This is a genomic window from Novosphingobium sp. BF6 (assembly GCF_058273105.1).
This window is the reverse complement of record NZ_CM177776.1, coordinates 1815925-1829035: the sequence shown is the minus strand read 5'-3', so window position 1 is coordinate 1829035 and position 13111 is coordinate 1815925. Positions and strand designations below refer to the sequence as shown.

Genomic DNA, 13111 nt, shown 5'->3' with positions numbered 1-13111 from the left:
CAAGGTCCATCGGCCGGTCGCGGCGTGGCGGGGAACCGCACTGCGACCGGCTAACGAAGCACATGGATACAGGACCGGCGATCGGTCCGGACATGCGGCCTGCACGCCGCGATGGAGGGGTAATTCATGACCAGTTCCGTTCACGCGCGCGGATTGCGTTCGCGTCTGCTCGTTTCCGCCTGCTTCGCGGCGCTGCCGCTGGGCGTGCCGACCGCTGCATGGGCCCAGGCAACCTCCGTCACGACCTCGCGCACGAGCGCGCTCAACATGGATGCCGACGACAGCCTGGCGGTGTTCGCGGGCGCCGAGTTCAAGGTCACCGGCAATCAGGCGGTCAACATCAATGCCACCAGCACGGCCGGCGGCGTGGTGATCACCAATGACGGTCTGATCGAGGCGATCGCCAGCACCACCTCCAACGGCCGCGCCATCAGCAGCAGCGGCGACTACGCGGACCGCACTGCGACCATCATCAACACCGGCACGATCCGGGGTGGCAACGATGCCGTCCGCTTCGCCGAGACGACGGTCGGATCCGGTTCGGGCACCATTACCATCGACAACTCCGGCCTGATCGCCAGCACAGGGATCGACAGCAGCACCGCGCTTTCCCAGCAGGCGCAGGGGGTCGACGTGACGGTGAGCGGGGTCACCCTCAATCTCACCAACCGGGTCGGCGCCACGATCACCGGATCGCAGGGCGTGGTCAGCTCGGCCACCGTAAACATCGTCAATGCCGGCACGATCACCGGAACCGGCGCGGTCTCGGGGCAGGGCGAGGGCATTCGCGGCACTACCGGCGCGACGCTCAACATCACCAACGAAGCCACCGGCACGATTTCCGGCCTCTATGGCGTGATCGGCACCGGCAACACCACCATCGTCAACCGCGGCACGATCTCGGGCAGCGCGGGAGGCTCCGGTTCGCCCACGCGTGAGGCGATCCGCGTCAACCTGAGCGCGACGAGCACCAGCAATTCCATCACGCTCGCCGCCGGCAGCACCACCAGCGCGGGCACCGGCACCGGCGCGACCGGCAATGCGGTCGTCTTCGGCGGCGCCGGTGTCGATGGCACCGTCAACACGCTGACGGTCGAGACGGGGGCCACGATCAACGGCGGCCTCGTCGGCTCTTCCGGCACCGGCGTAACGGACATCCTCAACCTTGCCGGAACCGGCGCGCAGGTGCTCGGTTCGGCCACCGGATTCGAGAGGCTGAACGTCACAGGCGGGACCTGGGGCATCACCAATGCGATGAACCTGACCGGTGGCGGATCGATCGGGAGCGGCGCCACGCTGCGCTACGACGACCTGACCGCAACCACCGGCGGCTCCGTGACGGGCAACATCGCCAATGACGGCACGCTGGTCATGAACCGCACCGTCAATCTCGACCAGACCGGCGTCATCAGCGGCAGCGGCGGATTGCAGGTGATCAACACCGGTACGCTGACGCTGCAGGCGGCGAACACCTATTCGGGCGCAACGCTGATCAGCAATGGCCGGCTGCGCACTGGCGCGCTGGCCAACGCATTCTCGGTCAGTTCCGCCGTGGCGGTCAGCGGCAGCGGCGTGCTCGATCTCAACGATGCGGGAGGTATCGCGCGCGACCAGACGATCGCGGACCTGTCCGGCGACGGTTCGGTCCTGCTGGGCCAGCTGAATGGCGCGACGCTGACCACCGGCGGCGCAGGGGGCACGACGCTGTTCTCGGGCGTGCTGAGCCAGCTTGGCGGACTGACCAAGGTCGGGGCGGGCACGCTGGAGCTCTCGGGTGCGAACACCGCGACGGGGCTGCTCTCCGTATTGGGCGGGCGCCTCAACCTGTCGGGCAACTGGGCGGGCGCCGGCACTGTCTCCGGCGGCGCGACGCTGGGCGGTGCGGGCACCGTGGCCGGCGTGCTCACCGTGGGCAGCGGAACCATAGCCCCCGGTAATGACGGGATTGGCACGCTCACGACCGGCGGCCTCGTGCTGTCCTCGGGCTCGGTGCTCAATTACCAGTTCGGCAGCGCGGGCACGAGCGACCGCATCGCCGTGCTGGGCGACCTGACGCTGGACGGCACCGTCAACGTGACCGACATCGGCGGCTTCGGCGAGGGCGTCTATCGCCTGATCGACTATTCCGGCGGCCTGATCGACAATGGGCTCGATGTCGGCAGCGTACCGGGCAGCGCAATCGCCGGGCTGATCGGCGTCCAGACCTCTGTCGCGAACCAGGTGAACCTCGTCTACGGCGTGCCTGCGTCTTCCACGATCCAGTTCTGGGATGGCGCGTCCGCTGTGCCCAATGGTCAGGTGGATGGCGGCAGCGGCAGCTGGACCAATCTCAACACGAACTGGACCGACGCCAACGGGCTGGTCAACTCGCCCTGGCAGAATGCCTTCGCCGTGTTCCAGGGCACCGGCGGCACCGTTACGGTGGATGACGGGGTGCTCTTCACCGGCGCGCAGTTCATGGATGACGGTTACGAGATCGCCGCCGGCACCGGTTCGCTGACGACGGACACCACTTACACCAACCTGCGTGTCGATCCGAACGTTACGGCAACGATCAGCGCGGCGATCGGCGGCACCGGCGGCATCGTGAAGAGCGATACCGGCACGCTCGTCCTCTCCGGCGCGAATACCTACGAAGGCGCGACCACCGTGCTGAACGGTACGCTGGTTGCGCTGGGCGGCTCGGCCATTCCCGTGGACAGCGCGGTGACCGTGGCAAGCGGGGGCACTCTCGACATTGCAGCGAACCAGACCATCGGCAGCCTCAACGGCACCGGCAGTGTAGTGCTGGACGCGGGCCTCACCACCGGTGGCCTCGGCACGGACGACAGCTTCTCGGGCGTAATCGGCGGAACCGGCACCTTGACCAAGGTTGGCGCGGGCACGCTCACGCTGACGGGCGCGAACGCGTATATGGGCGCCACCACGGTGGCTTCGGGTACGCTTGCGCTTGAAGGTAGCGTGGCAGGCAGCGTGTCGGTGGCGAACGGCGCCACGCTGACGGGCGCGGGCAGTGCCGGCAGCACAGTGACGCTTGCCGACGGTGCGACTTTCATCGTCGGTGGCGCGGGTGCGGGCACGTTCACCAGCGGCGGGCTGACGCTGTCCTCCGGATCGGTGCTGGAAATGGGCTTCGGCTCGGTCGATGCGCCGGGCGAAAGTGGCCGGCTGCAGGTCAACGGCAACATCACTCTGGCGGGCACGCTCAACGTCACCGACCTTGGCGGCTTCGGCATCGGCGTCTACCGCGTGGCGGACTACACCGGCACGCTGATCGACAACGGCCTGACCGTGGGCACCCTGCCTGCCGACATCGACGCCGGCGACGTGTCGGTGCAGACTTCGGTGAGCAACCAGGTCAACCTCGTCTACGACAACATCGTGCCCGAACTGCAGTTCTGGGATGGCGCCAACACCTCCGCGAACGGCCTGATCGAAGGCGGTTCGGGCTCATGGACCCTGAACGGGCGCAACTGGACCGATTTTACCGGCACCGCCAACGATAGCTGGGGCGCCCACTTCGCCGTGTTCCAGGGCACCGCCGGGACCGTCACGGTGGACGGCGCGATCGGCGTCACCGGCATGCAGTTCGTGACCGACGGCTACACCCTGGCGGCCGGAACCGGATCGCTGAGCCTGCTGGAGGACCAGACCAACATCCGCGTGGATCCGGGCGCAACCACCACGATCGCGACCGGGATCGGCGGCACCGGCGGCATTGCCAAGCTCGACAGCGGCACGCTGGTGCTCTCCACCGCGAACACCTACGGCGGTGCGACCACCGTTTCGGGCGGCATCTTACGTGCCGGAGTGGCAGGGGCCCTGCCGACCGGTACGGCGGTGACCGTGGCTTCCGGCGCGACGCTGGACCTTGCCAGCGCCCAGACCATCGCGAGCCTCGCGGGAGACGGCGGCGTCACGCTTTCGGGGGGAGGCCTCACCACCGGCGGGGGCAATATCGACACGCGCTTCGGCGGGGTGATCAGCGGCAGCGGCGGCCTGACCAAGTTGGGCACAGGCACCTTCACGCTCGGCGGCGCGAACAGCTATACCGGCGACACCACCGTATCCGAAGGCGCGCTGCGGCTGGATGGCGGGACGCTGGGTTCCGGCGCGCTGGCGGTGGCGAGCGGCGCGGTGCTTGACCTCAACGGCGCCAATGCCGCCGTGGGGACCCTGAGCGGCGCGGGTGCGATCCAGCTGAGCACGGGCACCCTGACCGCCGGCGGCAGTACCGGCAGCAGCTTCTCGGGCGTCATCTCGGGGGCTGGCGTCTTCGCCAAGAGCGGCACCGGCACCCTGACGCTGACCGGCGCCAACACCCACAGCGGCGGGACCACGGTATCCGCAGGCACGCTGGCGGCGGGCGCGGCAAACGTGCTCGGCAGCGGCACGCTGACCGTAGCCGCTCCTGGCACCGTCAGCCTCGCCAACTTCGCGCAGAGCGTGGGCGGGCTTGCGGGTGATGGCGCGATCGGGCTTGGCAGCGCCGTGTTGATGGTCAACGCGGCAGGCAGCACGAATTACAACGGCGTGCTGTCCGGCACCGGCAGGCTGATCAAGTCGGGCAGCGGCACGCTGATCCTGGGCGGGGCAAATACCTATACGGGCTCCACCTCGGTCAATGCGGGCACGCTGATCGTCAATGGTTCGCTGGCCGGAACGGTGACGCTGGGCGCGGGCGGGATGCTGGGCGGTTCGGGCAAGATCGGTTCGCTCAACATCGCGGGAACGGTGGCGCCGGGCAATTCGATCGGCACGCTGAATGTGGCGGGAAGCCTCAGGTTCCAGAACGGTTCGACGTACCTTGTCGAAGTCTCTCCGGGCGGCACCGCGGATCGCATCACCGCCACCGGCAGCGTCACGATCGAGGGCGGCACCGTTTCGGTGCTTACCGGCGGACAGACGAACTTCGCGCCGCTCAGCACCTATACGATCCTGTCCGGCTCATCGGTGACGGGCACGTTCAGCGCCCTGACCACCGATCTCGCGTTCCTGACGCCCAGCCTGATCTACAACGCCAGCACCGTGCAGCTGCGCCTGCTGCGCAACGATGTTACGCTCGCTTCGGTGGCGGAAACGGCCAATCAGCGGGCGGTCGCCGGCGTGGTGGAGGCGCAGGGCACGGGTGCGCTGTTCGACGCCGCCATCGGCCTCAACGCCGCCGATGCGCGCAACGCCTTCGACCAGCTCTCGGGCGAGATCTTCGTCACCGGTGCCGCCGTGGCCGGGCGCGACGATCACGACGCTGCGCGCGACCTGATAGGCCGTCTCGATGCCCCGCGCAGCCAGCGCCGCGCGGTCTGGTTCACCGGCGATTACGGAAAGCTCAAGGCGGATGGACGCGGCGGTACGGCGGGGCTCGATTCCGACCGCACGGTGCTGGCCGGCGGCATCGAGCTGACCGGCGATGCCTTCCGTGCCGGCGTGGCCTATCGCTATGCGAAGAACGACATCAGCCTGAATGCGCGTGCCAGCAGCGCCGATCTGGTGACGAATTCGGCCTATGCCTATGCCGGGTTCGCGCAGGGCGGGCTGCGCATCGCCGGTGGCTTCGGCTATGCGGACCACACGCTATCGACCAGGCGCTCGGTGGCATTCGGTGGCCTGTCGAACGCGCTGACCTCGCAGGGCGACGGCCATTCGTGGATCGGTTTCGGCGAACTGGCATACACCGTGCCCATGGGCAGGACCCTGCGCGTCGGCCCGTACTTCGGCGCCAGCGTGGCTTCGGTCACGCTGGACCGGATCGAGGAATGGGGCGGCGCGGCGGCGCTGGATGCAGGTCGCATGAAGGCGACCACGGTTCTGGCCAGCTATGGCGCCCGCGCCAGTGCCACGTTCAACGGCGGGCTCGCGCTCTCCGCCGATCTGGGCGCGCGTTCCTACCTCGACAATGCCGCGCCGCTGCGCACGATGCGCTTCGTCGATGACGAGGACGGATCGTTCGCCGTCAGGGCGACGCGCTTCGGCTCCACCACGCTGACCGGCCGGATCGATGCCTATGCCCCGGTGGGCCGCTTCGTGCTTGGCCTTGGCCTGCATGGCGAAAGCGGCAGCGGCGCATCGAGCTATGGCGCGCGCGCCAGCGCCGCATTCCGCTTCTGACAACACAAAGAAGGAGAGTGACCATGAAGATCGTGACCCATACCTCGGCTATCGTGCTCGCCGCCGTGGCCCTGATCGCATCGGGCAGCGCCCAGGCGCAGAAGGCCGGCCAGACCCGCGAGCAGGCGATCGCCGCTTCGGCGAAGAAGTTCAGGAGCCTCGACGCCAATGGCGACGGCAAGGGCAGCCCGGAAGAACTGAAGGCCTTCATGACCAAGGCCGCCGAAAAGCGGGGCGAGACGATGGATCAGGTCAAGATCGATCGCCGCTTCAAGCGCCTCGACACCGATGGTGATGGCTCGATCAACGCCGCCGAACTGCAGGTGGAGGATCTCGCCAAGTTCGATCGCACCGATGCCAACCACAACGGCGTGATCGACGCCGCCGAAGCGCCCTGAAGCGCGGTAGCGGCATTCATACCGCAGCACTGTTCATGTCATGAAATTTGGCATGAACATGTGTTGCAGAATTTAGACCAAAATAGTATGCCAATTATCAAGACACCGGTTCTGGCCGGTTGGATGGGAAGAGGTCCGGCGTGACGGCTCGAATGATCAGACTGGCCTGGAGTGGTGCCCTGCTTGCCGTGGCTTCGGCGCAACCCGCCTTCGCACGCGACTATCTCGTCCATGATCAGGAAGAGTATCGCAAGGCAGCCGCCAGTCTGCAGCCGGGCGACGTCGTGCGGCTTGCCGACGGTGAGTGGAAGGACTTCCCGATCCTGCTTCAGGGCGAAGGCACTACGAAGCAGCCCATCACCCTGGCCGCGCAGACCAAGGGCAAGGTCGTGCTGTCCGGTGCGTCCAGCCTGCGTATGGCGGGCAGTTGGCTCGTCGTATCCGGTCTCGTCTTCCGCGGCGGCGCGGCGCTGGGCGCGGACCTCATCGCCTTTCGGCGCGACGCGCGCACCGTCGCCACCCATTCGCGGCTGACCGAAGTTGTCGTCGACCATTTCAACAAGCCCGACCGCAAGGCCGAGGACCGCTGGGTCTCGATATACGGCACCGACAACCGCGTCGATCACAGCTGGTTCGCGGGCAAGGGCAACCTGGGCGTCACGCTGGCCGTGATCCGCCCCAAGGGGCAACCGCAGGCGAACCGCCACCAGATCGATCACAACTATTTCGGGCCGCGCCCCCCGCTCGGCTCCAACGGCGGCGAGACGATCCGTCTGGGCACCAGCGACGAATCGATGTCGGATTCGGCGAACCTGGTCGAGAGCAACGTGTTCGACCGGTGCGATGGCGAGGTGGAGATCGTCTCGATCAAATCGGGCGCCAACATCGTGCGCAACAACCTGATCCTGCGCTCGCAGGGTTCCATCGTCCTGCGCCACGGCAACGGCAACCTGGTGGAGCGCAACGTCTTCCTTGGCTACGGCAAGCCGCATACCGGCGGGGTGCGCGTGATCAACGAACGCCAGACGGTGCGCGACAACTACATGGAAGGGCTTGCGGGCACCGATTTCACCAGCGCGCTTGCAGTGATGAACGGCGTCCCCGGCTCTCCGATCAACCGCTATCACGCCGTCAGCGGCGCGACGATCACGCATAACTCCATGCTCGACGTCGCGCGCATCACGCTGGGTGCCGGCGCCGATGCTGAACGCAGCATCCCGCCGACCGACAGCACCGTCAGCGGCAACATCTTCACCGGATCGGGCGAGACCCTGTTCCAGATCGAGTCCGACGTTCGGGGAGTCGCATTCCCGGACAACGTGACCAGCGCCACCGTCCCCGCCGCGCTTCCCTCCAGCGTGCGGAAAACGACGGTGGCGCTGAAGCGCGCGGCCAACGGCCTGCTCTATCCCACCGATCCGGCGCTGGCCAAACTGGGCGCGCCGCGCGATCTCAAGCCGGTGACGCTCGCTGAAGCCGGTCCTGGCTGGTACGCCAAGGTGGCGGATGGCGTCGCCTTCGGTTCGGGCCGCACAGTGTCGGTGAAGCAGGGCGATCTGGAAAGCGCCGTCGCGCAGGCGAAGCCGGGCGACGTGCTGAAACTGGCATCAGGCAGCTACGAAGCCGCAGCGCCGTTGCGCGTTGCGGTGCCGCTCACCCTGGCCGGGCCCAAGACCGCCGAGATCGCCTTTTCCGCGCCCACGCTCTTTTCCGTGGCGGAAGGCGGGCGGCTGCGTTTGGAAGGGCTGACCGTTTCGGGCCGCGCCGCGCCGAAGGCGCCGGGCAATGCCGTGATCCGCTCTTCCGCCACCTCCACCATCGCGAACTATGCGCTGGAAATCGCGGGCACCGCCTTCACGAACCTTGATACGGCGCCGGATTTCGACCTGATCGCCACCACGCCCGGCACCTTTGCCGACCATATCGCGCTTGAGGGCGTGTCCGTTACCGGCCTGTCCGGCAGCGTGCTGGCCGCCGCGGCCGAGACGGGCGGCAAGGGGCTCTACGCCGCCGAGCACATCACCATCGCAGGCTCGCGCTTCGAGCGGATCGGCAGCCTCGGCTCCATTCTGCGCGGCGGAACGGACGAGAGCACGTTCGGCCCCGAACTCACGGTGCGCGGCAACAGCGTGACCGGCAGTGGCCCGGCGCTGCTGACGCTCACCGGTGTGCAGTCCGTGGCGATCGAGGGCAACAGCTTCCGCAATGCCGGAACCCTCGCCGTCGCCCAGAGCGTCGGCATGCCCGAGACACGCATTGTCGGGAACCGCTTCGTTCAGACGCCGGAGCCGGCCGTGACCAAACTCTACCCTGAGGGCACCCCGCGTGTTCAGATGACGGGCAACACATTCGGTGGAGACGCATCATGATCGCCCGAACCTTCCTGCTTGGCGTGGCACTGGCCGCGATGACGCCGCTGGCCACCCATGCCGCGCCGGCCGACGATGCCCATCCGGTGCTGACTGATGCTGCCGCGCTGTCCGGCCTTGGCGCTCAGGCCCAGCGGTATCCGCTGTCCGCAGCGGAACTGGCGCGCGTGCGCAAGGATGTGGACGCGGCGATGCGGGCCGGGATCAACGTTCCAGTGCCCAAGGATTCCGGCGGCGGCGCGACGCACGAACAGCACAAGCGCAATTACACCGCGCTTTATGGCGCGGGCCTGCTCTACCGCGTGACCGGCGATCGCCGCTATGTGGACTTCGCGCGCGACATGCTGCTGGCCTATGCCAAGCTCTATCCCACCCTCGGCCCGCACCCGGCGGCGAAGAACGAAGCGGCAGGGCGGCTGTTCTGGCAGAGCCTGAACGATAGCGTCTGGCTGGTCTACGGCGTTCAGGGCTACGATGCGGTGCGCGATGCGCTGACCCCGCAGGACCGCAAGACGATCGACGACAACGTCTTTCGCAAGATGGCGCAATTCCTCTCGGTCGGCTCGCCCAAGGTGTTCGACCGCATTCACAACCATGCCACCTGGGCCGATGCCGGCGTCGGCATGACCGGGTACATGCTGCGCGATCCAGACCTTGTCGAAAAGGCGCTCAAGGGCCTCGACAAGAGCGGCAAGGCGGGCTTTCTGCGCCAGCTGGACCTGCTGTTCTCGCCCGATGGCTATTATACCGAGGGGCCGTACTACCAGCGTTACGCGCTACAGCCCTTCGTGATCTTCGCGGCGGCGGTGGAAGCCAACGAGCCGCAGCGCCACATCTTCGAGTACCGCGACGGCGTGATCCTCAAGGCGATCCGCACGTCCATCCAGTCGACTTACGGCGGCTATTTCTTCCCCTTTAACGACGCCATGCCGGACAAGAGCCTCAAGACGGAGGAACTCTATCAGGCGATCGCGATCGGGTACGGCAAGACGCACGATCCCGCTCTGCTTTCGATCGCGCAGTGGCAGGACCGCACCGTGCTCACGCCGCAGGGGCTGGAGGTCGCGCGCGATATCGCGGCGGGCAAGGCAAAGCCGTTCCCCTTCGCCTCCATGCTGCTGCGTGACGGGCCAGATGGCGAGCAGGGCGGCATCGCCATCCTGCGCGACGGACCGGGTGCCAAGGATCAGGTTCTCGTCGCGAAGAACACCGCGCAGGGCATGGGCCACGGCCATTTCGACAAGCTGAACTGGATCCTCTACGACAACGGCGAGGCGATCGTCACCGATTACGGCGCTGCGCGCTTCCTCAATATCGAGGCGAAGGACGGCGGCCGCTATCTGCCCGAGAACGAGAGCTGGGCCAAGCAGACCGTCGCGCACAACACGCTGGTGGTGAACGAGACCAGCCACTTCAACGCCGACTGGAAGAGCGCCACCGCCGCCCCGCGCCAGCTCTGGTTTGCAGGGGAGGGGCAGACGCGCGGCTCCATCGCGGAGGTGGCCGGAGCCTATCCCGGCGTCACCTTCCGGCGTGCGCTGTTGCAGGTTGCGGTCCCCGGCATGAAGAGCCCGCTGGTGCTCGATCTGCTGAAGGTCAGGGGCGGCAAGGCCGCGCGCTACGACCTGCCGCTGCATTATACCGGCCAGCTGATCGACACCGCTTTCCCGCTCCAGTCCAACGTCACCACGCGGCCCGTGCTGGGCAAGGCCAACGGCTACCAGCACCTCTGGGTCGATGCGACGGGCAAGCCGGCGGCAGACAACGGTGTCGTCACCTGGATCGAGGACGGGCGGTTCTATTCCTACCGCGTCGCCACGTCCGGCGTGACGATGATCCTGGGCGAAAGCGGCGCCAACGATCCGCGCTTCAACCTGCGGCGCGAGCCCTTCATCCTCCAGCGCCTGGATGGGGCGAGCGATGCGGCCTTCGTCAGCCTGCTCGAACCGCATGGCCGCTATGATGCCTCGGCGGAGACGACCACCGGCAGCGACAGCGCGGTGCGCACCTTCACGCACGACCGTCAGGGTGATGTGGATCTGATCACGATCACCCTGCGCAAGGGCGCGGGCGTTGTCCTCGCCATCGCCGACGATACCGATGCGGCAAAATCCCACACCGCCCAGATCGGCGGCAAGGGGCAGAGCTGGAAGGGCCCCGTAGGCCGCTTCGAACTTCCTGCATCCGGGGAGAAGGCGAAGTGAAGAACCTGCGCTGGATGGTCATCAGCCTGATTGGGCTGGCCACCGTCATCAACTATATCGACCGTAACGCGCTGGCCGTGATGTGGCCCGCCGTCTCAAAGGAGATCGGCGCGGACAAGTCCGACTATGCGCTGCTGGTGACGGTGTTCATGCTGGCCTACGCCTTCGGGCAATCGGCCTTCGGCAAGATCTTCGACGTGATCGGCACCCGCATGGGCTTTGCCGTCTCCATCCTGTTCTGGTCGCTGTCGATCGGCTTCCATTCGGTCGTCCGTTCGCTGGGCCTGCTGGCGGTGCTGCGCGTGACGCTGGGCATGAGCGAGGCGGGCAACTGGCCGGGCGCGGCGAAGGCCAATGCGCTGTGGTTCCCGCAGAAGGAGCGCGCGCTGGCGCAGGGCATCTTCAACGCCGGGGCTTCGCTGGGCGCGATCGTCTCGGCCCCGCTGGTGGCACTGCTGTTCACCGGCTTCGGATGGCGGGCCACCTTCCTGTTCATTGGCGTGCTGGGCTTCCTGTGGCTGGTGCCCTGGCTGTTCTTCTACCGCGCAGACCCTGACAGCAATCCCTGGCTGACCCAGGCCGAGCGTGACCACATCCTGGGCCATGCCGACGAACAGGCGGCGAAGGCGCAGGGCTATGCGCCGGGCTGGGCGGAAATGCTGCGCCATCGCCAGAGCTGGGCGATCATCCTCAGCCGCTTCTTCCTCGATCCGGTGTGGTGGCTGTTCGTCTCGTGGCTGCCGATCTACCTGGCCGACACCTTCGGCTTCGATGTCCAGCAGATCGGCCTGTTCGCCTGGGTGCCCTTCGTCGGCGCAATGGCGGGAAGCCTGACCGGCGGCTGGCTGTCGGGCGCGCTGATCGCGCGGGGCAGAAGCGTGAACCATGCCCGCAAGACGGCGATCACCATCGGCTGCGCCATCATGCTGCCGCCGCTGCTGCTGACCATGCATGCCGCCAGCCCGCTCTATTCGGTGTTGCTGATCGCGGTGATCCTGTTCGGTTTCCAGATGGCGATCAACAACATCCAGACCCTGCCGGCGGACTATTTTGCGGGCGGCACTGTGGGCTCGCTCGCGGGCCTTGGCGGCACGGCTGCGGTGGCAGGAACGCTAGTCACCACCTGGCTCGTCCCGACCATGACCAAGACGAGCTACGCCCCGATCTTCGCACTGGCCGCCGCGCTGGTGCCCGCATCCCTTCTCTGCGTCTGGCTGCTCGGCGGCCGGATCGCCCCTCTCACCTCCCCAAACTCATAATCCAAAGGGCTTACCATGCGTTTCAAGGACAAAATTGCCATAGTCACCGGCGGCGGCCGCGATATCGGCAAATCGGTTTCGCTCTATCTGGCGGCCGAAGGCGCCAAGGTGGTCATCAACTATCGCAGCAACCGCGAAGAAGCCGAGAAGACCCTGGCCGAGATCGAGGCCGCCGACGGCACCGCGATCATCCACCAGGCCGACGTTGCCGATGCGCAGGCCGTCACCGGCCTCGTCGCCGCGACGACTGCGGCCTTCGGCGATCGCATCGACTTTGTGGTGAACCTTGCCGGTGGCATGGTCGCGCGCAAGACGCTGGCCGAGATGGACGAGGCGTTCTTTGACCATGTGATGGACCTCAACCTCAAATCCTCCTTCCTCGTCACCAAGGCGGCGCTGCCTCACCTTGCCAAGGGCAGCGCGATCGTGAACGTCGCCTCGCTGGCAGGCCGTGACGGCGGTGGCCCCGGCGCCACCGTCTATGCCACGTCGAAGGGCGCGCTGATGACGCTGACGCGTGGCTGGGCCAAGGAACTGGGGCCGCAGGGCATCCGTGTGAACGCCGTATGCCCAGGCCTGATCGGCACCAGCTTCCACGATATCTTCTCCAAGCCCGAAGGCCGCGCCGCCACCGCTAACAACACCCCGCTGCGCCGCGAAGGCGACCCGGAAGAAGTGGCGACCGCGATCGGCTTCCTTCTGTCGGAAGATGCCGCGTTCCTGACCGGCGTGAACCTCGACATCAACGGCGGTCTGTTCTTCTCGTAAGCGCG

The 13111-nt window shown here is 67.1% G+C and carries 6 protein-coding genes; all 6 read left to right on the top strand.

The window, feature by feature from the left end:
* Positions 1–126 precede the first annotated feature (126 nt).
* The 6 genes from AC4D6D_RS23040 to AC4D6D_RS23015 all read left to right on the top strand — a co-directional run bounded on the left by AC4D6D_RS23040 (position 127) and on the right by AC4D6D_RS23015 (position 13106).
* Positions 127–6108 (top strand): autotransporter-associated beta strand repeat-containing protein, encoded by a 5982-nt coding sequence (locus AC4D6D_RS23040; RefSeq protein WP_491327833.1) that lies wholly within the window; start codon positions 127–129, stop codon positions 6106–6108.
* A 23-nt stretch (positions 6109–6131) separates the two neighbouring features.
* Positions 6132–6506: an EF-hand domain-containing protein gene (locus AC4D6D_RS23035; protein ID WP_491327832.1), complete on the top strand. Its 375-nt coding sequence runs from the start codon at positions 6132–6134 to the stop codon at positions 6504–6506.
* A gap of 140 nt (positions 6507–6646) precedes the next feature.
* On the top strand, positions 6647–8875 hold the full coding sequence (locus tag AC4D6D_RS23030) for a chondroitinase-B domain-containing protein (protein WP_491327831.1): 2229 nt from the start codon (positions 6647–6649) through the stop codon (positions 8873–8875).
* Entirely contained in the window at positions 8872–11079 is a 2208-nt protein-coding gene (locus AC4D6D_RS23025; protein WP_491327830.1) for an alginate lyase family protein, read from the top strand. Before AC4D6D_RS23030 ends, AC4D6D_RS23025 begins: the two co-directional genes overlap by 4 nt.
* Complete coding sequence (locus AC4D6D_RS23020) at positions 11076–12338, top strand: MFS transporter (protein ID WP_491327829.1); 1263 nt, start codon at positions 11076–11078, stop codon at positions 12336–12338. Before AC4D6D_RS23025 ends, AC4D6D_RS23020 begins: the two co-directional genes overlap by 4 nt.
* Before the next feature lie 15 nt (positions 12339–12353).
* Positions 12354–13106, top strand: coding sequence for an SDR family NAD(P)-dependent oxidoreductase (locus AC4D6D_RS23015; protein WP_491327828.1), 753 nt, complete (start codon positions 12354–12356; stop codon positions 13104–13106).
* The last annotated feature ends 5 nt before the right edge of the window (positions 13107–13111 follow it).

Bases quoted from the DNA above. Each gene is read 5' to 3' on its own strand.
- AC4D6D_RS23015 (WP_491327828.1), top strand. From the start codon at position 12,354: ATGCGTTTCAAGGACAAAATTGCCATAGTCACCGGCGGCGGCCGCGAT.
- AC4D6D_RS23025 (WP_491327830.1), top strand. From the start codon at position 8,872: ATGATCGCCCGAACCTTCCTGCTTGGCGTGGCACTGGCCGCGATGACG.
- AC4D6D_RS23040 (WP_491327833.1), top strand. From the start codon at position 127: ATGACCAGTTCCGTTCACGCGCGCGGATTGCGTTCGCGTCTGCTCGTT.
- AC4D6D_RS23035 (WP_491327832.1), top strand. From the start codon at position 6,132: ATGAAGATCGTGACCCATACCTCGGCTATCGTGCTCGCCGCCGTGGCC.